Source organism: Sphaerisporangium sp. NPDC004334, assembly GCF_053602655.1.
The window spans coordinates 173085-195883 of the sequence record NZ_JBSGDZ010000019.1; the positions used below are offsets into that span (position 1 = coordinate 173085).

The following is a 22799-nucleotide window of genomic DNA, read 5'->3' on the forward strand; positions in this document are numbered from 1 at the left end:
CACTACCTTGATCGAAGCCCTTTCATCACAGGGGTGTCTTGCGCCTCCTGCGGGGTAACGCCCATCGGGAGCCGCGGGACCTCGAACCTTCGGGGGTTCCAGGGGTCGACTCCTTGGACGACGCAACCCCGGAGGACCGATGACCACCACCGAACCACCCAGGCGCGCAAAAAAGGCCCCTGGGAAGAAGCATCAGCTTCGACCATGCGGGCCTCGGGGGTTCCAGGGGGTGTCCCCCTGGGCTGACACAAAGGCCCCGAGGGAAGAAGCTCTGCTTCGACCATGCGGGCCTCGGGGGTTCCAGGGGGTGTCCCCCTGGGGTAACACAAAGGCCCCGGGGAAGAAGCCTAGGCTTCGACCATGCGGGGCCCGAGTGGGCGAGGAGGGATTTGAACCCTCACATCCTTTCGGACACACGGACCTGAACCGTGCGCGTCTGCCATTCCGCCACTCGCCCTTGTTGAGTGCGGTCCAAAGGCTAGCACGGATCCGTGCATGCCACCGAACCCGGATACGATCCTCCTAGACGATGGAGGAAGGGAGGTACCCGGTGGGAGTCCTTCAGCGCTTCGAGCGAAGGCTCGAAGGCTTGGTCGAGGGGGCCTTTGCGCGGGCGTTCAAATCTGACCTTCAGCCGGTCGAGGTCGCCAGCGCGGTTCAGCGGGAGATGGACGAACGGGCCGCGATCGTGGCGCAGGGCCGCACGCTTGTGCCGAACGACTTCGTGGTGGAGCTGTCCACGACCGACAGCGAGCGGCTGGAGGTGTACGCCGACAGCATCGGCCACGAGCTCGCCAACCTCGCCAGGGAGTACGCCAAGGAGCAGGGGTACTCGTTCGTGGGACCTGTCCGGGTGCGCTTCGAGACCGCCGACGATCTGGCGGTGGGCCTGTTCCGCATCCGCTCGGGGGTGATCAGGGGGGCGACGGTCGAGCAGGACGAGATCCGGCAGCCCGTCAGTGATCTCCCGGCGAGCAAGCCGGGCGCGTTCGCCGGCCGTCCGCGCCTGCTGGTGTCCACCCAGGACGACCCGCAGGGGCAGCGGTCCTTCGACCTCACGACCCCTGTGACGCTCCTCGGGCGGGGCACCGACTGCGATCTGCGGCTGGTGGACCCAGGCGTCTCCAGGCACCACGCCGAGCTCAGGGTCGAGGGGCCGACAGTGGCCCTCGTCGATCTCGGTTCAACCAACGGCACATTCGTCAACGGCCAGCCGGTTCGCCGGATCGAGCTCCAGGACGGCACCCGCGTGACCTTGGGGCGCACGACTCTGGTGTTCCGGCGCGATTAAGGGTAGACAGACGGTCCATGTCCGAGCTCACTCTGCTGCTGATCCGGCTCGCGTTCCTCGCGGTGCTGTGGTTCTTTGTGATTGCCGCGGTGGGAGTGATCCGGACAGACTTGTTCGGATCACGCTCGACCGCTCCCGCGGCCGCGCGCAAACCCGTCAAGCCCGCTCGCCAACCAGCCAAGCCGAAGAAGGGGGAGCCGAAACAACTGGTCGTTACGGGTGGTCCCCTGCAAGGAACCATCATCAACCTCACGGAGACGCCAATCACTATCGGTCGGGCGAATGACGCCACGCTGGTTCTCAGCGACGATTACGCTTCCAGCCGGCACGCCCGGCTGTTCCCCCAGGACGGTCAGTGGATCGTGGAAGACCTCGGCTCGACCAACGGCACCTATCTCGACCGCTCCAAAGTGACCCGCCCGACTCCGGTGCACCTCGGCCAGCCGATCCGCATCGGTAAAACCGTCATCGAATTGCGCAAATGACAATCGCACTCCGCTACGCCGCCCGCTCGGACGTCGGCCTCCTCCGCGAAGGAAACGAGGACTCGGCGTACGCGAGCCCGCGCCTGCTCGCCGTCGCAGACGGCATGGGCGGGCACGCTCACGGTGAGGTGGCCAGTTCGGTCGCCATCACCGCCATGTCGTCCCTCGACCGGGACGCCTCCGGGGGTGACCTGCTCAGCGCCATCGAGGCCGCGGTGCGCGACGCCAATCGCAAGCTGCACGAGATGGTCGGCCGTGATCCCAGCCTCAAGGGCATGGGCACCACACTCACGGCCATGCTGTGGTCGGGCACCCGCGTCGCCCTCGTCCACGTCGGCGACTCCCGCGCCTACCTGCTCCGCAACGGCGAGCTGTACCAGATCACACACGATCACACCCTGGTGCAGTCGCTCGTGGATGACGGGAGGATCACGCAGGAGGAAGCCGCCAGTCATCCTCAGCGCTCGATCTTGCTGCGCGCCCTCGACGGCAGCGGCGAGGTCGATCCAGATCTGTCGCTTCGCGAAGCGCAGATCAACGACCGCTATCTGCTCTGCTCGGACGGCCTGTCCAGCGTCGTCAGCGCCGAGACCCTGCACCACACCCTGACCACCGTCGACGAGCCGGACCAGGTCGTCCGCCAGCTCATCGACCTCGCCAACCGGGGCGGCGGCCCCGACAACATCACCTGCATCGTCGCCGACGTCGTCGAGATCGAGGAAGGCCAGGTCGTGGCGGGTGACGCCGCGGTCGTGGGCGCCGCCGGGTCCAACCGGCTGCGTTCCCAGCCTCCCGACACGCCGGCGGGGCGCGCGTCCACGATCACCGCTCCCCAGCCTGTGATCGTGGACGACGACCTGGATGACGAACCCGCGGGCGGCCCGGCGGCGAACGCCGTGGCCGCCCCGCGGCGTGTCAAGCGGCGGCGCGCGTGGCCGGTGGCCGTGGTCGTGGTGGGGCTTCTCGCGGTGGTCGTGGGAGGTGGTGGCTATTTCGGGTACCGCTGGACACAGGAGCAGTACTACGTCGGCGCCAAAGGCGACGAGCTAGTCTTGTTTCGCGGGGTTGACACCACCATCGGACCGATCCAACTGAATTCCGTCGCACAGAGCACCGGCCTGTCGGTGTCGTCCATCCCCGAGCCGGAGCGCGAGCAGGTGCGGCGGGGCATCCCCGTGGCCGACCTCCGGTCAGGACAGACGAAGATCAACGACCTCAAGGCCAAGTCCGGCGGCGACCAGAAGTCCACGCAGCCGACGGCTTCCCCGACCCCCACGGAGTCCTCGTAAGTGAGTGCCGTAGACGACGCGGCCGTCCCCATGACCGCGAAACGGCGCGGGGCGCAGCTTGTCATGCTCGCCTTCGCCGTCGCGATCGTCATGGTCGCCTACGCCAACGTCGGTCTGGGTGAGGGCGGCAAGGTTCCCGCCGGCATGCTGGGCTACGGGCTCGGCCTCGGCGGCCTGATGCTGGCCGCCTATTTCGTGCTGGCCAAGTTCGCCCCCTGGGCCGACCCCCTGATTCTTCCGCTGGTGACGCTGGTCAACGGCCTCGGCCTGGTGATGATCTACCGCCTCGAGCTGGCCACGAAGCTCGCCTCGGCCAATACCCAGCTCTTCTGGACCGCGCTCGGCGTCGTGATGTTCTCCGCCACGCTCATCGTGCTGCGCGACCACCGGGCGCTGCAGCGCATGACCTACACCGCGGGCTTCGTGGGCCTCGGGCTGCTCATCCTGCCCATGACCCCTTTTCTGGGCAAGCAGATCAACGGCGCGCGCATCTGGGTCCAGGTCGGCGGCTTCTCCATCCAGCCCGGCGAGTTCGCCAAGCTGGCGCTGGTCGTCTTCTTCGCCGGCTACCTGGTGGCCAAGCGCGACGTGCTGGCGCTGGCCGGCCGCCGTCTGCTCTTCATCGACCTGCCCCGCGCCCGCGACCTCGGCCCGGTGCTCATCACCTGGGTCGTCAGCGTCGGGGTCCTGGTCCTGGAGAAGGACCTCGGCACCTCCCTGCTGCTGTTCGGCGCCTTCATCGCGATGCTCTACGTCGCCACCCAGCGCACGTCGTGGGTGCTCATCGGCGTGCTGCTGTTCGCGGGCGGCGCGTTCGTCGCCGGGCAGCTGTTCAGCCACGTCGGCGACCGCTTCCAGGTCTGGCTGAACCCGGGCGACCCTGAGCTGTTCAACCGCGTGGGCGGCAGCGAGCAGCTCATGCAGGGCCTGTTCGGCATGGGGTCCGGCGGCATCCTCGGCACCGGGCTCGGCCAGGGCCACCCGTACCTGATCCCGCTGTCGTTCTCCGACTTCATCTTCGCCGCCACCGGCGAGGAGCTCGGGCTCACCGGCCTGATGGCGCTGCTCATGGTGTACGCGCTGATCGTCGAGCGCGGCCTGCGCACCTCCATCGCGGCCCGCGACCCGTTCAGCAAGCTGCTGGCGGGGGGTCTGTCGTTCATCCTGGCCTGGCAGGTGTTCATCATCGTCGGGGGCGTGACCAACCTGATCCCGCTGACCGGCCTGGTCACGCCGTTCATGTCGCAGGGCGGGTCGGCCCTGCTGGCGAACTGGATTCTTATCGCGCTTCTGGTACGCATGTCTGACGCGGCACGCCGGCCGCCGCCGCAGGCGATCCAGGACGAGGGGCTGACGCAGGTGTTCCAGCGATGAACGGCACGCTCAAGCGGGCGGCGGTCGCCTGCCTGGCCATGTTCGCCCTGTTGATGATCAACGTGAACTACCTCCAGGCGGTCAAGGCCGACCAGCTCCGCGCGGACAACCGCAACAAGCGCAGCTTCTTCGCCCGCTACGAGAGCGAGCGCGGCATGATCACCGCGGGCGGCGAGACGCTGGCCAAGTCGGTCGACACCGGCGCGGGGAAGGACTTCCGCTTCCAGCGCAAGTACGTCGACGGCCCGGTCTTCGCGCCGGTCATCGGGTTCTTCGCGCCCGAGAGCGAGCGCGGCATCGAGAACGCCGAGAATCAGTACCTCAACGGCAGCCACCCCGACCTGTTCGTCCGCCGCACGGTCGACCTGATCACCAGCAAGCCGACGCGCGGCGCGGCGGTCGACCTGACCCTGGTGCCCAAGGCGCAGCGGGTCGCCTACGAGGGCATGCAGAAGAGCGGCAAGCGCGGCGCGGTGGTGGCGCTGGACCCGAAGACCGGCGCGGTGCTCACCATGGTGTCGGTGCCGAGCTACGACCCCGGCCCGATGGCCGTGCCCGACAAGGCCAAGGCCGCCAGGGTCTACAACAAACTCGAGGCCGACGACAACGAGCCCCTGATCAACCGGGCCACCAGCAAGACCTACGCCCCCGGCTCGACGTTCAAGGTGATCACCTCGGCGGCGTACCTCAGCGAGGACGAGTCGCGCGATGTGAACACGACGGTGGACGCGCCGGACATCCTGCCGCTGCCGGGCACCACCATCGGCCTGCGCAACTACCACGGCGAGTCGTGCGGCGGGCGGGCCACGCTCATCGACGCGCTGACGATCTCGTGCAACACGGCGTTCGGCACGATGGCGCTGGAGATGGGCTACGACAAGCTCCAGGAACAGGCCGCGAAGTTCGGCATCGGCCAGGAGATGAACATCCCGCTGAACGTGGTCAAGAGCGACATCGGCTCCGACGAGGGCAAGGCCGCGCTGGCGCAGACGGCGATCGGGCAGCGCAGCAACCAGATGACGCCGCTGCAGATGGCCATGGTGGCCGCCGGCGTGGCCAACGAGGGCAAGGTCATGAAGCCCTACCTGGTCAACAAGATCCTCAGCCCGGACGGCGACGAGATCGACAAGGCGCGCCCGCAGGAGCTCGACGAGGCGATCAGCCCCGACGTCGCCGACAAGCTGCGCCAGATGATGATCAGCGTGGTGCAGAACGGCACCGGCACCGCCGCCCAGCTTCCGAACATCACCGTGGCCGGCAAGACGGGCACGGCCGAGACCGCGAAGGGCGCCGCCTCGCACGCCTGGTTCATCGCCTTCGCCCCCGCCGAGGACCCGAAGGTCGCGGTCGCGGTCTTCGTCGAGTCCGGCAGCGCCGGCAACGACGCCACCGGCGGCGTCGTCGCGGCGCCGATCGCGCACGACGTGATGCAGGCGGTGCTCGGCCAGTGAGCTTCGCCGACCGGGTGCTGAACGACCGCTACCGGCTGACCGGGCGCATCGCCGCCGGCGGCATGGGCGAGGTCTGGCGCGCCACCGACCGGCTGCTCGCCCGCGACGTCGCGGTGAAGCTGCTGCGCCGGCACGTGGCCGCCGACCCGGAGTTCCGCGAGCGCTTCCGCAACGAGGCGCGCATCACCGCCGCGCTGTCCGATCCCGGCATCGCCCAGATCTTCGACTACGGCGAGCAGGACGACCTGGCCTACCTGGTGATGGAGCTGGTGACCGGCGAGCCGCTGTCGGCGATCCTCGGCCGCAACGGCACGATCAGCCCCGAGGCCACCCTCGACGTCATCGGCCAGACCGCGCGCGCCCTGCACACGGCGCACCAGGCGGGCATCATCCACCGCGACGTCAAGCCGGGCAACCTGCTGGTCACCGAGGCCGGACTCATCAAGGTCACCGACTTCGGCATCGCGCGGGCCCTGGAGGGCTCGCGCATCACCATGACGGGCACCGTGCTCGGCACCGCGCAGTACGTCAGTCCCGAGCAGGCATCCGGCAGCACGCTCACCTCCTCGACCGACCTGTACTCCCTCGGCGTGGTGGCCTACGAGTGCCTGACCGGGCAGCCGCCGTTCACGGGCGGCAACCAGGTCGCGATCGCCCTGCGCCACCTGAACGAGCAGGTGCCCCCTCTGCCGGAGACCGTGCCGCGGCCGGTGCGCGACCTGGTCGCGGCCATGCTGGCCAAGGCCCCCGAGCACCGCCCGCCCACCGCCCGCGAGCTGGCCGACCGGGCGATGGTGCTGCGCGACTCGCTGGTGAAGGCCCATGACTCGCACCTGAGCATGCTGACCGATCCATCCGGCTTCGCCGTGCGCAGGGCCGTCGAGGAGTCCGGCCGGCCGTTCGGGCCGGGCGCCGCGCCCGTCCCACCGGCCGGCGCCGCGTTTCCGGCGACCGGCGCGGTCCTTCCGGGAGCCGGCGCGGTCACTCCGGCGGCCGGCGCGGTGACTCCGGTGGCCGACGGCTTCGGCGGTCTGTACGACGACACCACCGCGAACGTCCCGCCCGCCACGCCCACCCGCATCGGCCGTCCTCCGGCGGGCCCCGGCCCCGGGCCGGGGCATCCCCGGCCGCTTCCGCCGCCGGGGCGCCGCCGCCGGCGCCGGGCGATCGGGCTGTTCGCCGCCGCGGGGTGCGCGGCCGCCGTCGGGTTCGGCGCGCTGGCGACCGGCGGGATCCCCGAGCTGGGGACGGACGGCGGGCCGAGCGCGCCGTCCGATCCGGTGACCGGCGGCCCGGTGTCGTCGTCGCCGACGCGCACGTCAGCGGCATCCGTTCGACCCAAACCGGTGAAGTCTGTCAAGCCGTCGGCGTCACGGTCGGCTACGGTAAGCACGTCGGCCACGCCCACCCGGCCGCGCACGCCGACGCCGACCCCGTCCGCTACTCCGACCCCTACTCCGACGCCCACACCGACCCCCACGCCGAGTGAGACGCCAAGCCCCAGTGCATCCGCAAGCACCACAATCCCCCCGAACGGGGAGACGTAATGCGGTGGGGGGTCGATGATGGACACCGGCAGCCGCACCGCGGGCCGGTACCCAAGATGAACGGCAAGGGACTGTGCAGGAAATGACTCAGCCTCGGCTACTCGGTGGTCGCTATGAGCTCGACGGAGTCGTCGGGCGCGGCGGCATGGCCGAGGTGTATCGCGCCCGGGACATCCGGCTGGACCGAGTTGTCGCGATCAAGACACTCCGTTCTGATCTGGCGAGGGACCACACCTTCCAGGCCCGTTTCCGCCGCGAGGCACAGTCCGCGGCGTCTTTGAACCACCCCTCGGTCGTCGCGGTGTACGACACCGGCGAGGACATGACGGACGCCACCCCCGTGCCGTACATCGTCATGGAGTTCGTCGACGGGCGCACCCTGCGCGACCTGCTGCGGGCGGACCGGCGCCTGCTGCCGGAGCGCGCGGCCGAGCTGGTCGACGGCATCCTGCGCGCGCTGGACTACAGCCACCGCGGCGGCATCGTCCACCGTGACATCAAGCCGGCCAACGTCATGATCACGCTCGCCGGCGACGTCAAGGTGATGGACTTCGGCATCGCCCGCGCCATGGCCGACTCCGCCGCGACCATGACGCAGACCGCGCAGGTCATCGGCACGGCCCAGTACCTCTCGCCCGAGCAGGCCCGCGGTGAGCGCGTGGACGCCCGCAGCGACATCTACTCCACCGGTTGCGTGCTGTACGAGCTGCTCACCGGCCAGCCGCCCTTCACCGGCGACTCCCCCGTGGCCATCGCCTACCAGCACGTGCGCGAAGACCCGATCCCGCCGTCGCAGATCGACCCCGACATCCCCAAGTGGGCCGACGCCATCGTCCTGAAGGCCATGGCCAAGGACCCGGCGCACCGCTACCAGAGCGCCGCCGAGATGCGCGCCGACATCCAGCGGGCCCTGAGCGGCATGCCGGTCGACGCCGCGCACACGATGGCGATCAGCAACAACAACTACACCGGCCAGCAGACCCGCACGCTGCAGGCGCCGGGCGGGCCGGCCACCCAGCGCACGAACGCGGTGCCGCCCTACGAGTACGCCCCGACGCAGGCGGGTGGCGGCGGCGGCCGGTACGAGCGCCGGCGGGCCGCCTCCGGCGGCAACACCGCGCTCAAGACCGCCGCGTGGATCCTCATCCCGCTGCTGGTGATCGGCGCCTTCATCGGCATCGGCTACGCCTTCCTGAGCTCCGACGGCGGCGGGCAGCAGACCGCGAGCGAGGTTTCCATCCCGCTGGTGAAGGGGCAGACCGAGGACGCCGCCAAGGCCAAGCTGGAAGACCAGGGCCTGAAGGTCGAGGTCGTCCAGGAGTTCAGCTCCGACGTCGACAAGGGCACCGTCATCGGCACCGAGCCCGCGGCCGGCGAGAAGGCCGCCAAGGGCGCCACCGTCCAGCTGAAGGTCTCCAAGGGCATCAAGCAGGCGGTCGTGCCGGACGTGGTCGGAACCACGGTGGACGAGGCCACTGAGACGCTCAAGAAGAACAACCTCAACGTGCAGGTGGTCAGCGTCGTCTCCGGCAAGGAGCAGCAGAAGGTCTTCCAGAGCAAGCCGGCCGCGGGCGAGAAGGTCGACGAGGGAAGCATCGTCAAGATCTACGTGCCCAAGGCGCAGACCGAGGTGCCGGATGTCACCGGCCAGACCGCCAAGGAGGCCACGGCCACCCTGCGCGGCGCGGGCTTCAAGGTCAGGACCGTCGAGCAGACCAGCGCGGACGTCCCCCAGGGCAACGTCATCAGCATGAGCCCGAAGCCGGGCTCCAAGCTCACCCCTGGCATGACGATCACGCTGGTGGTGTCCTCGGGGCCGCCGGAGGAGACCTTCCCGACCGACCAGCCCACCGACCAGCCGACCGACCCCAACCAGCAGCCGACCGACCCGAACGAGCAGCCGACCGACGACCCGTTCAGCGACCCGCCGCCGGACAACTTCGGCAACTGACACGCCGTCCGCTCAGCGCGGTGTGAGCCCCTTCCCGGCGTCCGGGGAGGGGCTTTCCCGTGGGCGCGAAGGCGACCGACAGGGGCTAAGGGGCTGCCGGAGATGCGTGGCTGCCCGAGGAGGCGGGGAGGGCGGGCCGGCGGCGGGACGCACTCGGGGCCGGACATGAGAAGAGGGTCTCCGCCGCTCGGGGGCGACGGCGGAGACCCTCATTCGGTAGTCGTCTCAGACCCGCCCGGCGTTACACGATTTGGGCGAGCCAATTTCCGAGAAGTTCGTGCCCGTGCCGGGAGAGGACGGACTCGGGGTGGAACTGCACGCCTTCGACCCGCGCGGTGGCGTGCCGCACGCCCATGATGACGCCGGCGCCGGTGGCGGCAGTGACGGTCAGCGTCTCGGGCAGGGTGCCGGGGACGACGGCGAGCGAGTGGTAGCGGGTCATGGTGACCGGCGAGGGCAGCCCGGCGAACACGCCCTCGCCGTCGTGGACGATCTCGCTCGTGCGGCCGTGCATCAGCTCGGGGGCCCGGGCCACGGCGGCCCCGTAGGCGACGGCGATGGCCTGGTGGCCGAGGCAGACGCCGAGCAGGGGGAGGTCGCGCTCGGCGCAGAAGCCCACCAGGGGCACGCTCACCCCGGCGGCCTCCGGTGTTCCCGGGCCGGGGCTGATGAGCACGCCGTCGAAGCCCTCGGCGTCCTGGAGGCGTACATGGTCGCGTGGCCGGACGTCGCAGTCGGCGCCCAGCTCGCGGAGGTACTGCACGATCGTGTGGACGAAACTGTCGTGATTGTCCACCACGAGCACGCGGCTCATCGGCCTACGGTCGCCCGGTCGACGGGCATGTGCGGCTCCAGGGAAGGGAACACGAAATACCAGAGTACGACCCCCGCCGCACCGGCCAGCACGAGCATCGTCGCCAGCTTGACCCCGGTTCCGCCGGGGATGACCCGCCAGAGCCATCCGTACATCGGCCGCCTCGCTTCCTGGGAAAGATCCGGTGGGAGTGTCGGGCAGGGGCGCCGCCGTCAGGTGCGGCGGTCACGCTTGGCGGACAGGACGCCGTAGACGACCAGCCGCTCCCGGGCGGAGTACTCGGGGTGGCAGGTCGTGAGGGTGATGACGGCCTCGGTGGGACGCGCGCCCGGGCGGTTGGGCACCGGCGCTATGACGTCCACCTGGTCCGGCGTGACGACCTGCTTGCCGGAGACGCGGTAGGTGTAGCGGGCCTCGGGGGCGTCGATGACGATGGCGTCGCCCCGGCGCAGCTCGTCGATGCGGTTGAAGGGGGCGGCGTAGGTCGTGCGGTGGCCGGACAGCACGAAGTTGCCGACCTTGCCGGGGCGGGCCGTGCCCGGATAGTGTCCCGGCCCGCGGCGCAGGTCCTCCTGGCCGACCCCCTCCAGGACGGCGTACTCGTAGTCGCGCCCGAGGCGGGGGATGCGGATCATCGCGACGGCGTCGCCGAGGTGGATCTTGCCGAGCTTGGCCACTTCGGCGGTCTGCCGGAGCTGCTGCTTGAGGATGTGCTGGTACCACTCGGTGTAGGAGCCGGTGCCCCAGAGCAGGTAGGCGCAGAAGAGGAGCATGGCCACGCCGGCGGTCACGCTGAGCTCGCCGCAGGTGCGCAGCAGGGTCCTCATATCCACCGCCAGAAGGCATAATCACGACATATCCGGAGTAGCGGAGGAGGCGTGCGGACCACGCCTGCGCAAGCCAGCGTAGGCAGGGCCTCTCGCGGCGTCCTGGCGACGATCGGCGCTTGACTTACTTTTTGCGCGCGAATCGCCGTTCGCCGCTTACGCCGACTAGGCTTACTGCGGTCTTCACAGGCCAGCGATTACGCTGGCTGCCAGTGCCCGCGACACCGCGCGGGCCCCACCAGGAGAGCTGCCGTGCCCAAGTCCAACACCCGCAAGAAGGCGGTCTACACCCCGCCGCAGAAGTCGCAGCAGGTCAAGGTGAGCCCCCGCTGGCTGGCGCCGACGATGGTCGTCGCGTGGATCATCGGCATCCTGTGGATCGCGGTCTTCTACATCGCCCCGACCACGCCCGGCATCGCCGCACTGGGCAACTGGAACCTGGGCGTCGGTTTCGTCCTGATCATCTTCGGCGTGGTGCTGTCCACCCGCTGGCGTTGAGGCGTGTCCACTCGCCGGCGGCCGAACCGGTCACGACCGGACGCGCACGGCGAGTGACGTTTTCCACAGGTTTTATCCACAACCTGGGGAAGCAAGCCCGGGGCTCCCCCGGGAAGCGTCCCCCGCTCAGGCCCCCAGCGGGGGCATGAGCGCCACCAGGGCGACGCAGGCCGCGAGCACCACCAGCACCGTGCCGAGCTGCACGGCCTTGCGGTTTCCCGAGGGCGCGTAGGCGAACAGCGCGGTCACCAGCGTTCCGGTGACCAGGCCGCCGAGGTGGCCCTGCCAGCTGATGCCCGGGATCACGAAGGTCAGCACCACGTTGATCCCGATCAGCCAGATCACGCCCCTGGCGTCGTAGCCCAGGCGCCGGGCGACGACGAACATCGCGCCGAACAGCCCATAGATCGCCCCGGAGGCGCCGACGGCCGCCGAGCCGAACAGGTAGACGGCGACCGAGCCGCCGAGCGCCGCGAGCAGGTAGACGCTCGCGAAGCGCACTGAGCCGAGCATCCTCTCGAGCTGAGGGCCGATGACGAACAGGGCCCACATGTTGAACAGGATGTGCCAGTAGGACGGCGGGGGTGCGTGCAGGAAGGCCCCGGTGATCAGCCGCCACCACTCGCCCATGGCGACGTCGTAGGACGACATCTCGAAGCGGCCGAGCACCTGGGCCGGGGCGACGACCTCGCCCAGGTAGGCCAGCACGTTGATCGCCAGCAGGGCCCACGTCACGATCGGAGTGGTCACCGGCCTGCCGCCGAAGGGCGCCTCGGCGCGGCGGACCGTGCGGCTGCCCTCGCGCACGCACTCGACGCACTGGTGGCCGACCGCCGCCTCGCGCATGCAGTCGGGGCAGATCGGCCGCTCGCACCGCTGGCACCGCACGTAGGTCTCGCGGTCGGGGTGCCGGTAACAGGTGGGGACCGCGTCAGAGGGACCGGGCTCTGAGTGGTCCTGCGGCCGGTCGGACGGACTGGGGTGGTCTGGCTGAGTGGTCATCGCCTGTTCGCGGCCCCTTCACCTGTGCGCGCCTATCCACAGACTGCCACCCTACGCACGCCGGCGAGCGCGCGGTGCCATGGATCGCCGCATCCAGGTGCGGCCGTGGATCGCCGCATCCGGGTGCGGCCGTGGAGGTGTGCCCCTGGCGGCCTCGCGGCAGAGGCCGCCGGGGCGCGGCCGCCTCAGGACTGGACGCGCTCGATCACGACCTCCTGGATGACGACGTCGGTGAGCGGGCGGTCCTGCCGGGTCGGCGTCTTGACGATGGCGTCCACGACGTCCTGCCCTTCGATCACCTCGCCGAAGATGGTGTGCGCGCCGTTGAGGTGCGGGGTGGGGACGACGGTGATGAAGAACTGCGAGCCGTTGGTGCCCTTGCCGAAGCGCTTGCCGGCGTTGGCCATGGCGAGCAGGTAGGGGCGGTCGAAGCGCAGGTCGGGGTGGATCTCGTCGTCGAAGTCGTAGCCGGGGCCGCCGATGCCCTGGCCGAGCGGGTCGCCGCCCTGGATCATGAAGCCCTGGATGACCCGGTGGAAGATCGTGCCGTCGTACAGCCTGTCGTTGGTCTTCTGCCCGGTCTCGGGGTGGGTCCACTCGCGGGTGCCCTCGGCCAGTTCCACGAAGTTGCGCACGGTCTTGGGCGCGTGGTCGGGGAAGAGGCGGAGCTTGACGTCACCCAGAGTGGTGCGGAGTTTTGCGATGAGATTCTCAGCCACGGGGGCTGCCCCCTTCGATATGTCGGATTACCGTCGGATTTGCGTTGTTTCGTCCACTATGGCGCAATGGCCTACCCCGCATCCTCCCATGCCGCGTCAGGATTGAGCCGCTTTCGATCGGGAAGGTGAGCCTGCGGGGCCCCGAGGACAGGGGAGGTTATCGTGTCCCTGACACTGAGAAGACGCCGTGTGAGCATGGTCATACCGATGGCGGCCACGCGGATGGATCGGATGAAGACCCAGGCCATGCGGACGGCCGACCAGGTCCGTCCGATGGCGCACACCGCCCGCGAGGTCGCCGCGCACCGCATCGAGGACGCCCGCGTCTGGGCGGCGCCCATGCTCGACCGTGCGGCTCATTCGGTCGAGGACGAGATCGCGCCGAAGGTCAGCGCGTTCCTCGCCCGCGCCGCCGAGCGCGTCGATCCGGCGCCGTCGATCAAACGGCGGAGCCGCTGGTCGATGCTCGCCCTGGCGGCCGGCGTGGCGGCCTGCGCGGTGGGCATCGTGCTCTACCGCAACAACAGCCGCCAGTGGGCCGACACCATGAAGGACACCGGAGCCGATGCCAGCAGGTGGCCCGGCGAGAGGGTGGACGACATGGGCGGCGCCGAGGAAGGCGGCATGAGGGCCGACGACACCTCGCGCAAGATGTACTGAACCGAGCGGCGAGGCGCCCTCCGGAGCATCCGGGGGGCGCTTCCTGCCGTCCGGCGGCGGTCACGCGCCGCAGCCGACAGCCTTGATCACGAAATTCCGGCATTTATCAGGCAGGGAGCGGGACTGAACCGGCCTCCGCCGGGCAGCAAGGACGCGTGTCCGACACTGGCAGCTCCGAGCGCGCAGACCTCTCCAGCGTGTTCCCCTCGTTCCCCGCGGAAGGCGCCGAGAGCCCCGGCGCGTCCGACGCGGCGGAGATCCCCGGCGCGTCCGACGCCGCACCCACGGACGCGGGCGTGGCCGGCGACCCCCGCCCCGCGGCGCCCTCCGGTTCCTCCGAGGTGTCCCGCACGGCGGGCGACCCGGCCGGCGACGGCGCGGGAGAACCCCGCAAGGTCGACCCCAAGGAGTACGAGCAGCCGTTCGGCCGGCCCGGCCGTCCGTTGCGGAGCAACCCGTTCATGTTCGGCCTGACCGCCGCCCTGGGCGTGCTCACCGCCTGGCTGCTCGTGCAGTCCATCGCCTCCGCCGGGTCCGCCATCGTGCTGATCATCATCTCGCTGTTCCTGGCGATCGGGCTCAACCCGGCCGTGGAGGCGCTCCAGCGCCGCAACCTGTCGCGCCGCCTGGCGATCACGATCGTGTTCGGCGGGGTCATCGCATTCTTCGTGGCCTTCGGGCTGGCGATCGTGCCCCCGCTCACCGACCAGACCACCGGCTTCATCCAGCACCTGCCGGAGTACGTCCAGCAACTGCAGAACCACCCGGTGATCCGCTCGGTCGACCAGCGCTACCAGGTGCTGGAGAAGCTGCAGCAGTACGTGACCAGCGGCAGTCTGGCGAGCCAGATGTTCGGCGGCCTGCTCGGCGTGGCGAGCGTCGTGATCAGCGCGCTGTTCAGCGGGCTCACGGTGCTGGTGCTGACGCTCTACTTCCTCGGCTCGCTGCACTCGATCAAGGAGACCGGGTACCGGCTGGTCCCTCGTTCCCGGCGGACGCGCGTGCGGCTGCTCGGCGACGAGATCCTCAGGCAGATCGGCGGCTACGTCGCCGGCAACCTGATCATCTCCCTGATCGCCGGCGGGGTGACCTTCGTCTTCCTGTCGGTGCTCAAGGTGCCCTACGCGCTGGCCCTGGCCATCTTCGTGGCCGTGACCGACCTCATTCCCATGGTCGGGGCGGTGGCCGGGGCCGTGGTGGCCTCCGGCGTCGGATTCCTGACCTCGGTGCAGGTCGGCATCGCCTGTGTGATCTTCTTCATCGTGTACCAGCAGATCGAGAACTACGTGATCTCGCCGCCGGTGTTCAAGTCGTCGGTCGCGGTGCCGCCGGTCGCCACGATCATCGGCGCGCTGCTCGGCGGGGCGCTGCTCGGCATCGTCGGCGCGCTGCTCGGCATCCCGCTGGCGGCCGCGGTCCTGCTCCTGGTGAGAGAAGTGGTCTTCCCTCGCCAGGAACGGGTGTGACCGCGGGAGCCCGTGCCCCTTACCGGCGGCCGCCCGCCACGGGACGCCGCCCGACGTACGGGTTGCGGGACGAGCGGCCGGGCTCGCGCAGCGCGTCGCGACGCTCGCCGGGCTGGTCGCCGCGGCGCTTGCGCATCAGCCACCATCCGACGCCGAGGACGACGAGCCCGAACGGCGTGCGGGCCAGCCAGCGGGTCACCACGAGTTTCAGCAGTTTCTTCATGCGTTCTCCTCGGTCCGGTCGTTGCGCCTGCCTCTACCCTCCGGACCGGTGAACATGCTGGTGCGGGGCTCGCGCGGTCACAGCCTCCACTTCTGGTTGCTCCAGCGGTTGCAGTCCCACAGGTGGACGCGGGCGCCGTTGCTCCCGACGCCCTTGAGGTCGGCGTCCAGGCACCGCCCGCCGGCCAGGCTGTAGATGGCGTGGCTGCGCCGGTCGTACAGCCACTGCTGGTTGGCGCCGCCGTTGCAGTCCCACAGTTGCACCCGGGTGCCGTTCCTGACGAGGTTGCCGCGGTCGGCGTCCAGGCAGCGGCCGTTGACCAGGTTCCTGATGGTGTGCGTGGCCGGGTCGTAGCTCCAGGTCTGGTTCGCCCAGCCGTTGCAGCTCCACAGCTGGATGCGGGTGCCGTTGCTGCCGATGCGGCCGAGGTCGGCGTCCAGGCAGCGGCCGTCGGCGCGGTTGTGGATGGGGCCGCTCCCGGCGCCGCCGCCGGCGGTCGCCGAGGCGGCGGTGGCGGCGAGGCAGCCCGCCGCGACGAGGAGCGTGCTTACCGCTGCGAGAAGGTGGCGTCGCATCTCAGGCCCCTCAGATGGTCCACTTCTGGTTGGCCCAGCCGTTGCAGTCCCAGAGCTGGACCTTGGTGCCGTTGCCGCCGATGCCGTTCAGGTCGGCGTCCAGGCACCGCCCGTTGTACATGCTGTAGATCGTGTGGCTGATGGCGTCGTAGATCCACTTCTGGTTGCTCCAGCCGTTGCAGTCCCAGAGCTGGACCTTGGTGCCGTTGCCGCCGATGGTGTTGAGGTCGGCGTCCAGGCAGCGGCCGTTGTACTGGCTGCGGATCGTGTGCGTCCGCACGTCGTAGGTCCACTTCTGGTTGTTCCAGCCGTTGCAGTTCCACAGCTGCACCTTGGTGCCGTTGGGCCCGATGGTGTTCAGATCGGCGTCCAGGCACCGCCAGTTGGCGTGGTTGCGGATGGGGCCGGGCGCCGCGGCCGCGCCCACGGCGGGCGAGGCGCCCGTCGCGGCGGCGAGGACCGCCGCGCAACCGGAGGCGACCGCGAACGTCCGAGCCGCTCTGATGAACTTCCCCCGCATGATGTCCGATCCCTTTCACGTGTACGCGTCGCTACTCTCGGTAGTCGAAGCTACACGCCAAGTGATGACACCGGTGCGGTCGACACGTCGGCGCGTCCCGGGGATCACATGTTGATCATGTGGCCCGCCAGCCCGTGGATCGCCTCCTTCACCGCCTCGCCGAGCGTCGGGTGGGCGTGCACGTTGCGCGCCACCTCGTTGACGGTGAGGTCCCACTGCTGGGCCAGGGTCAGCTCCGGCAGCAGCTCGGTGACCTCGGGGCCGATCAGGTGCGCGCCGAGCAGCTCTCCGTACCGGGCGTCACTGAGGATCTTGACGAACCCCACGGCGTCCCCGAGCCCGTGCGCCTTGCCGTTGGCGGTGAAGGGGAACTTCGCCACCTTGACCTCGAAGCCCTTCTCGCGCGCCTGGGCCTCGGTGAACCCGAAGCTGGCGATCTGCGGCTGGCAGTAGGTGGCGCGCGGGATCATGACGTAGTCGAGCTCCATCGTCTCGGCCTCGGCGATGGTCTCTGCGGCGACGATGCCCATGGACTCGGCCGCGTGCGCCAGCATGAGCTTGGCGGTGACGTCCCCGATGGCGAAGATGTGCGGCACGCTCGTGCGGCACAGCCCGTCGATGTCGATGGCGCCGCGCTCGGTGAGGCGCACGCCGGTGTTCTCCAGCCCGTAGCCCTCGACGCGCGGCTGGAAGCCGATGGCCTGCATCACCTTGTCGGCCTCGAGCGTGCGCCGCTCGCCGCCGCTCGACACCGTGACCTTGACCTTTTCGCCGGACTCGTCGATGTCCTCCACCCGGGTGGAGGTGAGCACCTCGATGCCGAGCCGCTTGTACCTGCGCGCCAGCTCGGCCGAGACCTCCTCGTCCTCCAGGGGCACGATGCGGTCGAGGAACTCGACGATCGTCACCTTGACCCCGTAGTTGCGCAGGACGTAGGCGAACTCGACGCCGATGGCGCCGGCGCCCGCGATGACGATGCTCTCAGGGAGGACGTCACTGAGGATCTGCTCCTCGTAGGTGACGACCCGGTCGCTGACGGAGGTGCCCGGGAGCAGCCGCGTCGTCGCGCCCGTCGCGATGATGCAGTGGTCGAACGTCACGGTCTCGGCGCCGCCGTCCGAACGGGCCACCTGCAGCGTGTGGGGGTCGGTGAAGGTCCCCCGGCCGTCGTACTCGGTGATGCCGTTCTTCTTCATCAGGAAGTGGACGCCCTTGACGCGTCCGTCGGCGACCTTGCGGCTGCGCTTGAACGCCTCGCCGTAGTCGAAGGTGACCTTGCCTTCCACGTGGATGCCGAAGGTCTTGGCCTCCTGGGTGAACAGGTGGGCGAGCTCGGCGTTGCGCAGCAGCGCCTTGGAGGGGATGCAGCCCACGTTGAGGCAGACACCGCCCCAATAGCGTTCTTCGACGACGGCCGCGCTAAGGCCGAGCTGGGCGGCCCGGATGGCCGCGACATACCCACCGGGGCCGGCTCCGACCACCACGACGTCATAATGAGCAGTCATGCACCGGACCATATGTGGTACCGGCGCGTGCTGCCGCACCGGGGTCCATGGGCTCAGAGATCCGACCTGACGGACATGACAGCCCTTGTCCCGATATCCAGGTACTTCTCCGCGCAATTACCAGTCGTGGCTTTCCGCGCGAGAAAGCATCCTTCTTCCGTATGCAACGGACACTAAGCGGGAAACGCCCTTATGAGGATTAAGGGCCAGGTTCCCCGAAATAGCGGTTCGAGCGGCGGGCGCACGGGCCGTCGAGGATGCCGAGTTATAGCAAGATCAAGACGAGCAAGTCCGCTGAAGTCGGGAAATATGGAACCGAAGACCACAACAAGAGATTAAGCACATCGCAAAAGTGGCGGTTATTCGTTTGTCCGACGTCGCCCGAGGAAAACAGACAAGTAGCGAGACTCACTGAGTCACCACAGCATTCACCGCGATGCCGCTGAATGCACCCTTCAAGCACCCGAAGTCGTCCAAGGGGGATACGCAATGCCCAACGCCAAGAAGTTCGTGAGCACGCTGACGATCTGCGCAGCGCTCACCGGGGGCATGCTCGGCCTGGGGGCCGCGACCACGATCACCGGCGCGAACGCGGCGACCACCATCACCAAGGGGGGCGGAGGAGATTACCGGGACTGGTCCCGTCACCGTAACCGCAACTGGAACCGCAACTGGGCGCGCAACTGGAACCGGACCTTCGCCCGCAGCTGGGCGCGCAACTGGGCCCGCCACCTGAATCGCAGCCTCAGCCGCAGCGCCAACGTCAACCGCCAGGCCCAGGCGATCAACATCCGCCTGATCTTCCCGAACTCGACCGGCACGCCGGTCAGCGCCACCGCCACCTCCACGCCGACCACGACCACCTCGACGCTGCCCCAGGTTCCCTGACCGGGCGAGCGCCGGCCGCCCCGCGGACCGTGGCCCCGCCGCCAGGCCACGGTCCGGAAGGGCGTGACGTCCAGGTCATTTCCCGGATATCGGTCCGACAACTTACTGCGTCTTGACAACTAATACTTTCGGCTGAGACCGTGTAGTCATGTTGGATGTAGCGGTCATCGAGGATCCGGCGGCGGCCGAGGTCTCGCTCGATCCGGTGCGGGTCCGTCTGCTGGCCGAGCTGGCCGTCCCCGGGTCGGCCACCACGCTGGCGGCCAAGGTCGGCCTGCCGCGGCAGAAGGTGAACTACCACCTCAAGACCCTTGAGCGGTACGGGCTGGTCGAGCTGGTCGAAGAGCGGCGCAAGGGCAACGTGACCGAGCGCATCATGCGCGCCACCGCGGCGTCCTACGTGATCTCGCCCGTGGCGCTGGCCGCCGTCGCCCCCGACCCGGCGCGCTCGCCCGACCAGATGTCGGCGCGGTGGCTGCTGGCGGTGGCCTCCCGGCTGGTGCGCGACGTCGGGCAGCTGATCACCGGGGCGGCCAAGGCGCGCCAGAAGGTCGCGACCTTCGCCATCGACGGCGAGATCCGCTTCGCCTCGGCCGCCGACCGCGCCGCGTTCGCCCGCGAACTGGCCGAGGCGGTCACCACGCTGGTGGGCAAGTACCACGACGAGGGGGCCGCAGGCGGGCGCGACCACCGGGTCATTGTGGCCGTCCACCCGAGCACCAGACCGGGCACCGGCACGGCGGAGTCCTGAGGGTTCTGAGCGCGGCGGGCGGGGCCGAGACTGTCGGCCCCGCCTGGCATGCTGCGGAGCCATGACTCAGATCCCCGCCGAGAACTTCTCGCCGTCCTGGGGCGACGGCTCCCGCGCAGACCCTCCCCTGGTGGGCGACGAGCGCGAGATCCTCACCTCCTATCTCGACTGGCATCGCCACACCTTCGAGCTCAAGTGCTCCGGGCTCCCGGCCGAGCGGCTGTCCGACAGGAGCGTCCCGCCGTCCGCGATGAGTTTGCACGGTCTGATCCGCCATCTCGCCGCGGTCGAGCGCTGGTGGTTCCGCCTGCAGTTCGCCGGCGAGGACGTCCCGATGCTCTACTACTCCGACGACGATCCCGACCAGGATTTCGGCTCCCTCGACGGCGATCCCGCCGAGGCGCTGGAGGTCTGGCGCGCCGAGTGCGCCCACTCCCGCCGCATCGTCGAGGCGGCCTCCCTGGAGGCGACCGGCACACGCCGCTCGACCGGCGAGCCCGTCTCGCTGCGCCGCATCCTCGTCGACACGATCGCCGAGTACGCCCGGCACAACGGCCACGCCGACCTGCTCCGCGAGCGCATCGACGGAGCCACGGGCTTCTAGGCCGCCTCCGCCCCACGCCCACCGGCCGGCCCCAGGAGCACGCGTCCGACCGGCCGGACGGCTTCGTCTCACCGGCCGGGACGGCTTCGTCTCAATCCCACGGGGGGTCTCACCGGCCGGGGACTGGGCGGCGGTAACCGTGGGTCTCGTGCCGCTTGGCGAAGCCGAGCGAGCGGTACAGCTCGCGTGCGAACACGTCGGTCAGCACGTGAGCGCCGTCGTGAGCGCCGTCGTGAGCGCCGTCGTGAGCGCCGTCGTCCATGTACCGGGCCGTCGTCTCGTACGCGTCCCACAGCATCCAGGACTCCGCGGGCGTGCCCCGCAGCCGGGGCGCGGCGAACACGTCGAAAGCGGCGCCGAAGCGCAGGGTGATCGCGAGCCCGGCGATGTCAGCGCCGTCCCGCCACACCCGCACCAGCTCGCCCACCGGGCGACGGCCACGAAGGTTCTCGTAGATACGGTGCGGCAGCTCGCCGACGTGGTCGTATCCGCAACGTCCGGCCTGGGCGACCCAGTCTGCGAAGGTCTCCAGCAGCCGGGGCAGATCGGCGTCCTCGTAGGGCCGCGCGACCAGGCTCTCGGTCATGACGGCCGGTATATCACCTCGGCGCGCGATGACGGCACGCGCCGAAGACATCTTTGTTCTTGACAACTTTAGTTTTCGGTGGCACCGTAGGAAGTGCGACGGGCGGTGACCGCGGAAACGGGACCACCGCCTCCAACCCGAACGCGCACCCACCCGCATCCGACCGGATGACGTCCATGGAAAGAGTGATCACAATGCAGAAGGTCACGTCGGCAGACGGCACCACCATCGCCTACGACCGCTCTGGCACCGGGCCCGCGGTCATCCTGGTCGGCGGCGGCTTCGCCGAGCGGACCAACCCCCTGTTCGTGGCGGTCGCCGAGGAGCTGTCCTCCCGGTTCACCGTGTTCAACTACGACCGCCGCGGCCGCGGCGACAGCGGTGACACCGAGCCCTACGCCGTGCGGCGCGAGATCGAGGACCTCGACGCCCTCATCGAGGAGGCCGGCGGCTCGGCCCTGGTGTTCGGCGGCTCCTCCGGCGGCGCCCTGGCCCTGGAGGCCGCGCACGCCGGATCCAAGATCAGCAAGCTGGTGGTGTTCGAGCCGCCGTACGTCACCGACGGCAGCCGTGCCGCCCTGCCCAGCGAGAAGGAGATCAGCGACCTGGTGCGCGCCGGCCGCCGCGGCGACGCGGTCGAGCTGTTCATGGTCAAGGGCGCCGACGTCCCCGCCGAGATGATCGGGCAGCTGCGCGAGCAGCCGTTCTGGGCCGGCATGGAGGACGTCGCCCACACCCTGGCCTACGAGGCCGCCATCGTCGGCCCCGGACCGGTGCCCGCCGAGCGCTTCGCCTCCGTCACCGTTCCCACGCTGGTGCTGGTCGGGGCCGAGAGCTCCCCGCGCATGCAGGACGCGGCGCGCGCGGTCGACGCGGTCCTGCCCGACTCGCGGCTGGCCACCCTGGACGGCATGGCGCACGGCCAGCTCGACACCAAGGTCCTCAGCGCCGAACTGGCGGACTTCTACTCGGCATGACCGGCCGTGAGCACGGCGAGGGGGCGGCGTCCGCGCCGCCCCCTCGTCGCGAGCCGGGCGGTGGAAGCGCCGGTCGTCCAGGGATCACCACGCATGACCTGCGTGCCCTCGGCGCCGCCAGGGCTTCACGCACGATCTGCGTACCCTCGGATCATCACGCACGATCTGCGTGCCCTCGGCGGCGTGCGGCCCGCCGGCGGTCGCTCGCCACCGCCGTGCACCTCGCCTGACCGGTGTGGACGGGGAACCGGCCATCCGCGACGGCGAAGGCTACGAAGAGTTCATTCGGCTTTCGGCGACCGTTGTCGTTATTTGACAGCATTTGTCGGTGATCATTACAGGGTCCGTTCGCGCATCCCCCCGCAAGGAGGCCACGTGCACACCCTGCAACGCCCGCGACCTTTCTGGCCGGCACGGCTGACCGTCGTACTCGCCGCCCTCGTCTCCCTGACCGGCCTGGTCGGCATCACCCCCGCCGACGCGTCGGTCTACGGCTCCTGCACCATCTCCCGCTGCGCGGACGCGCGCTCGGCCGACTCGATCTGGGCCTCCAAGGGCTACCCCACCACCAGCGGCTGGTACTCCTGGCCGGACGGCCGCTACAACTACACTGGCGGGCGCTTCTACAACCGCGAGGGGCAGCTCCCCAGCGGCGCGACCTACTACGAGTACGACGTGTACTCCCGCGCGAAGGGCGCCGCCCGTGACGCCTACCGCATCGTCGTCAACCGCAGCACCGGCGTGACCTGGTTCTCGCCCAACCACTACACCGACTTCCACCGGCTCTAGGACTACC

Annotated in this window: 25 protein-coding genes and 1 tRNA gene; 15 read left to right on the forward strand and 11 right to left on the reverse strand. The window is 69.7% G+C overall.

What is annotated here, in order from left to right; genetic code table 11:
• Window positions 1-374: 374 nt before the first annotated feature.
• Window positions 375-457: transfer RNA gene (locus ACWEN6_RS25505), tRNA-Leu, on the reverse strand.
• 93 nt (window positions 458-550) lie between these two features.
• Between ACWEN6_RS25505 and ACWEN6_RS25510 the strand changes: the two genes are divergently transcribed.
• The 7 genes from ACWEN6_RS25510 (at window position 551) to pknB (ending at window position 9388) form a co-directional block, all read left to right on the forward strand.
• Entirely contained in the window at window positions 551-1291 is a 741-nt protein-coding gene (locus ACWEN6_RS25510) for an FhaA domain-containing protein (RefSeq protein ID WP_452573420.1), read from the forward strand.
• Between the two features lie 17 nt (window positions 1292-1308).
• Window positions 1309-1776: an FHA domain-containing protein FhaB/FipA gene (locus tag ACWEN6_RS25515; protein ID WP_354844001.1), complete on the forward strand. Its 468-nt coding sequence runs from the start codon at window positions 1309-1311 to the stop codon at window positions 1774-1776.
• Window positions 1773-3065 (forward strand): Stp1/IreP family PP2C-type Ser/Thr phosphatase, encoded by a 1293-nt coding sequence (locus ACWEN6_RS25520; protein WP_452573422.1) that lies wholly within the window; start codon window positions 1773-1775, stop codon window positions 3063-3065. The genes ACWEN6_RS25515 and ACWEN6_RS25520 overlap by 4 nt, the downstream gene beginning before the upstream one ends.
• A 30-nt stretch (window positions 3066-3095) precedes the next feature.
• Window positions 3096-4439: an FtsW/RodA/SpoVE family cell cycle protein gene (locus ACWEN6_RS25525; protein ID WP_354844615.1), complete on the forward strand. Its 1344-nt coding sequence runs from the start codon at window positions 3096-3098 to the stop codon at window positions 4437-4439.
• The gene (locus ACWEN6_RS25530) at window positions 4436-5890 is read left to right on the forward strand and encodes a peptidoglycan D,D-transpeptidase FtsI family protein (protein WP_452573424.1); all 1455 of its coding nucleotides are present in this window, start codon (window positions 4436-4438) and stop codon (window positions 5888-5890) included. The genes ACWEN6_RS25525 and ACWEN6_RS25530 overlap by 4 nt, the downstream gene beginning before the upstream one ends.
• Complete coding sequence (locus ACWEN6_RS25535; protein WP_452573426.1) at window positions 5887-7437, forward strand: serine/threonine-protein kinase; 1551 nt, start codon at window positions 5887-5889, stop codon at window positions 7435-7437. Before ACWEN6_RS25530 ends, ACWEN6_RS25535 begins: the two co-directional genes overlap by 4 nt.
• A gap of 82 nt (window positions 7438-7519) precedes the next feature.
• Complete coding sequence (gene pknB, locus ACWEN6_RS25540; RefSeq protein WP_452573428.1) at window positions 7520-9388, forward strand: Stk1 family PASTA domain-containing Ser/Thr kinase; 1869 nt, start codon at window positions 7520-7522, stop codon at window positions 9386-9388.
• 241 nt (window positions 9389-9629) lie between these two features.
• Here pknB and ACWEN6_RS25545 read toward each other — a convergent pair whose 3' ends face one another.
• From ACWEN6_RS25545 to ACWEN6_RS25555, 3 genes are read right to left on the reverse strand one after another with little or no spacing between them, the layout of a single operon-like run.
• A complete protein-coding gene (locus ACWEN6_RS25545) occupies window positions 9630-10202 on the reverse strand; it encodes an anthranilate synthase component II (RefSeq protein WP_452573430.1) in 573 nt (190 codons plus the stop codon).
• Window positions 10199-10357, reverse strand: coding sequence for a hypothetical protein (locus tag ACWEN6_RS25550; protein ID WP_354843988.1), 159 nt, complete (start codon window positions 10355-10357; stop codon window positions 10199-10201). Before ACWEN6_RS25550 ends, ACWEN6_RS25545 begins: the two co-directional genes overlap by 4 nt.
• 57 nt (window positions 10358-10414) lie before the next feature.
• A complete protein-coding gene (locus ACWEN6_RS25555) occupies window positions 10415-11029 on the reverse strand; it encodes a class E sortase (protein ID WP_452573500.1) in 615 nt (204 codons plus the stop codon).
• A 252-nt stretch (window positions 11030-11281) separates the two neighbouring features.
• Here ACWEN6_RS25555 and ACWEN6_RS25560 point away from each other — a divergent pair, with 252 nt between their 5' ends.
• Window positions 11282-11527: a cell division protein CrgA gene (locus ACWEN6_RS25560; RefSeq protein ID WP_354843986.1), complete on the forward strand. Its 246-nt coding sequence runs from the start codon at window positions 11282-11284 to the stop codon at window positions 11525-11527.
• Window positions 11528-11653: 126 nt separating this feature from the next.
• Here the strand turns inward: ACWEN6_RS25560 and ACWEN6_RS25565 are convergent, their stop codons facing one another.
• Together ACWEN6_RS25565 and ACWEN6_RS25570 are read right to left on the reverse strand one after the other, a co-directional pair.
• Window positions 11654-12529, reverse strand: coding sequence for a rhomboid family intramembrane serine protease (locus ACWEN6_RS25565; protein WP_354843983.1), 876 nt, complete (start codon window positions 12527-12529; stop codon window positions 11654-11656).
• 185 nt (window positions 12530-12714) lie between these two features.
• On the reverse strand, window positions 12715-13248 hold the full coding sequence (locus ACWEN6_RS25570) for a peptidylprolyl isomerase (protein ID WP_452573432.1): 534 nt from the start codon (window positions 13246-13248) through the stop codon (window positions 12715-12717).
• 207 nt (window positions 13249-13455) lie between these two features.
• On the opposite strand from ACWEN6_RS25570, the gene ACWEN6_RS25575 reads away from it, so the two are divergent.
• Both ACWEN6_RS25575 and ACWEN6_RS25580 read left to right on the forward strand, forming a co-directional pair.
• On the forward strand, window positions 13456-13908 hold the full coding sequence (locus ACWEN6_RS25575) for a hypothetical protein (RefSeq protein WP_452573434.1): 453 nt from the start codon (window positions 13456-13458) through the stop codon (window positions 13906-13908).
• A 155-nt stretch (window positions 13909-14063) separates the two neighbouring features.
• Window positions 14064-15374, forward strand: coding sequence for an AI-2E family transporter (locus tag ACWEN6_RS25580; RefSeq protein ID WP_452573436.1), 1311 nt, complete (start codon window positions 14064-14066; stop codon window positions 15372-15374).
• 19 nt (window positions 15375-15393) lie between these two features.
• On the opposite strand, the gene ACWEN6_RS25585 is transcribed toward ACWEN6_RS25580, so the two are convergent.
• The 4 genes from ACWEN6_RS25585 to lpdA form a co-directional block, all read right to left on the reverse strand.
• Complete coding sequence (locus ACWEN6_RS25585) at window positions 15394-15597, reverse strand: DUF6203 family protein (protein ID WP_452573438.1); 204 nt, start codon at window positions 15595-15597, stop codon at window positions 15394-15396.
• A gap of 77 nt (window positions 15598-15674) precedes the next feature.
• On the reverse strand, window positions 15675-16172 hold the full coding sequence (locus ACWEN6_RS25590; protein WP_452573440.1) for an RICIN domain-containing protein: 498 nt from the start codon (window positions 16170-16172) through the stop codon (window positions 15675-15677).
• A gap of 10 nt (window positions 16173-16182) precedes the next feature.
• Window positions 16183-16692 carry an RICIN domain-containing protein gene (locus ACWEN6_RS25595; RefSeq protein ID WP_354924632.1) on the reverse strand — a complete coding sequence of 170 codons (510 nt, stop codon included), beginning with the start codon at window positions 16690-16692 and terminating at the stop codon, window positions 16183-16185.
• Window positions 16693-16796: 104 nt separating this feature from the next.
• Window positions 16797-18197: a dihydrolipoyl dehydrogenase gene (lpdA, locus tag ACWEN6_RS25600; protein WP_452573442.1), complete on the reverse strand. Its 1401-nt coding sequence runs from the start codon at window positions 18195-18197 to the stop codon at window positions 16797-16799.
• Between the two features lie 489 nt (window positions 18198-18686).
• On the opposite strand from lpdA, the gene ACWEN6_RS25605 reads away from it, so the two are divergent.
• The 3 genes from ACWEN6_RS25605 (at window position 18687) to ACWEN6_RS25615 (ending at window position 20440) form a co-directional block, all read left to right on the forward strand.
• Complete coding sequence (locus ACWEN6_RS25605; RefSeq protein ID WP_354843959.1) at window positions 18687-19085, forward strand: hypothetical protein; 399 nt, start codon at window positions 18687-18689, stop codon at window positions 19083-19085.
• Window positions 19086-19233: 148 nt separating this feature from the next.
• Window positions 19234-19836, forward strand: a complete 603-nt coding sequence (locus tag ACWEN6_RS25610) for an ArsR/SmtB family transcription factor (protein ID WP_452573444.1) — start codon at window positions 19234-19236, stop codon at window positions 19834-19836.
• 61 nt (window positions 19837-19897) lie between these two features.
• Window positions 19898-20440: a DinB family protein gene (locus ACWEN6_RS25615; protein WP_452573446.1), complete on the forward strand. Its 543-nt coding sequence runs from the start codon at window positions 19898-19900 to the stop codon at window positions 20438-20440.
• Window positions 20441-20549: 109 nt separating this feature from the next.
• Here ACWEN6_RS25615 and ACWEN6_RS25620 read toward each other — a convergent pair whose 3' ends face one another.
• Window positions 20550-21026, reverse strand: a complete 477-nt coding sequence (locus ACWEN6_RS25620) for a hypothetical protein (RefSeq protein WP_452573448.1) — start codon at window positions 21024-21026, stop codon at window positions 20550-20552.
• Window positions 21027-21220: 194 nt separating this feature from the next.
• Here ACWEN6_RS25620 and ACWEN6_RS25625 point away from each other — a divergent pair, with 194 nt between their 5' ends.
• Both ACWEN6_RS25625 and ACWEN6_RS25630 read left to right on the forward strand, forming a co-directional pair.
• Window positions 21221-22003, forward strand: coding sequence for an alpha/beta fold hydrolase (locus ACWEN6_RS25625; protein ID WP_354843951.1), 783 nt, complete (start codon window positions 21221-21223; stop codon window positions 22001-22003).
• A gap of 375 nt (window positions 22004-22378) precedes the next feature.
• Complete coding sequence (locus ACWEN6_RS25630; protein ID WP_452573450.1) at window positions 22379-22792, forward strand: ribonuclease domain-containing protein; 414 nt, start codon at window positions 22379-22381, stop codon at window positions 22790-22792.
• The last annotated feature ends 7 nt before the right edge of the window (window positions 22793-22799 follow it).

Excerpts from the sequence above, each read along its gene's own strand:
- ACWEN6_RS25515 (WP_354844001.1), top strand. The coding sequence starts at position 1,309 with ATGTCCGAGCTCACTCTGCTGCTGATCCGGCTCGCGTTCCTCGCGGTG.
- ACWEN6_RS25520 (WP_452573422.1), top strand. The coding sequence starts at position 1,773 with ATGACAATCGCACTCCGCTACGCCGCCCGCTCGGACGTCGGCCTCCTC.
- ACWEN6_RS25525 (WP_354844615.1), top strand. The coding sequence starts at position 3,096 with ATGACCGCGAAACGGCGCGGGGCGCAGCTTGTCATGCTCGCCTTCGCC.
- ACWEN6_RS25530 (WP_452573424.1), top strand. The coding sequence starts at position 4,436 with ATGAACGGCACGCTCAAGCGGGCGGCGGTCGCCTGCCTGGCCATGTTC.
- pknB (WP_452573428.1), top strand. The coding sequence starts at position 7,520 with ATGACTCAGCCTCGGCTACTCGGTGGTCGCTATGAGCTCGACGGAGTC.
- ACWEN6_RS25545 (WP_452573430.1), bottom strand. The coding sequence starts at position 10,202 with ATGAGCCGCGTGCTCGTGGTGGACAATCACGACAGTTTCGTCCACACG.
- ACWEN6_RS25550 (WP_354843988.1), bottom strand. The coding sequence starts at position 10,357 with ATGTACGGATGGCTCTGGCGGGTCATCCCCGGCGGAACCGGGGTCAAG.
- ACWEN6_RS25555 (WP_452573500.1), bottom strand. The coding sequence starts at position 11,029 with ATGAGGACCCTGCTGCGCACCTGCGGCGAGCTCAGCGTGACCGCCGGC.
- ACWEN6_RS25565 (WP_354843983.1), bottom strand. The coding sequence starts at position 12,529 with ATGACCACTCAGCCAGACCACCCCAGTCCGTCCGACCGGCCGCAGGAC.
- ACWEN6_RS25575 (WP_452573434.1), top strand. The coding sequence starts at position 13,456 with ATGGCGGCCACGCGGATGGATCGGATGAAGACCCAGGCCATGCGGACG.
- ACWEN6_RS25585 (WP_452573438.1), bottom strand. The coding sequence starts at position 15,597 with ATGAAGAAACTGCTGAAACTCGTGGTGACCCGCTGGCTGGCCCGCACG.
- ACWEN6_RS25590 (WP_452573440.1), bottom strand. The coding sequence starts at position 16,172 with ATGCGACGCCACCTTCTCGCAGCGGTAAGCACGCTCCTCGTCGCGGCG.
- ACWEN6_RS25595 (WP_354924632.1), bottom strand. The coding sequence starts at position 16,692 with ATGCGGGGGAAGTTCATCAGAGCGGCTCGGACGTTCGCGGTCGCCTCC.
- lpdA (WP_452573442.1), bottom strand. The coding sequence starts at position 18,197 with ATGACTGCTCATTATGACGTCGTGGTGGTCGGAGCCGGCCCCGGTGGG.
- ACWEN6_RS25605 (WP_354843959.1), top strand. The coding sequence starts at position 18,687 with ATGCCCAACGCCAAGAAGTTCGTGAGCACGCTGACGATCTGCGCAGCG.
- ACWEN6_RS25610 (WP_452573444.1), top strand. The coding sequence starts at position 19,234 with ATGTTGGATGTAGCGGTCATCGAGGATCCGGCGGCGGCCGAGGTCTCG.
- ACWEN6_RS25615 (WP_452573446.1), top strand. The coding sequence starts at position 19,898 with ATGACTCAGATCCCCGCCGAGAACTTCTCGCCGTCCTGGGGCGACGGC.
- ACWEN6_RS25620 (WP_452573448.1), bottom strand. The coding sequence starts at position 21,026 with ATGACCGAGAGCCTGGTCGCGCGGCCCTACGAGGACGCCGATCTGCCC.
- ACWEN6_RS25625 (WP_354843951.1), top strand. The coding sequence starts at position 21,221 with ATGCAGAAGGTCACGTCGGCAGACGGCACCACCATCGCCTACGACCGC.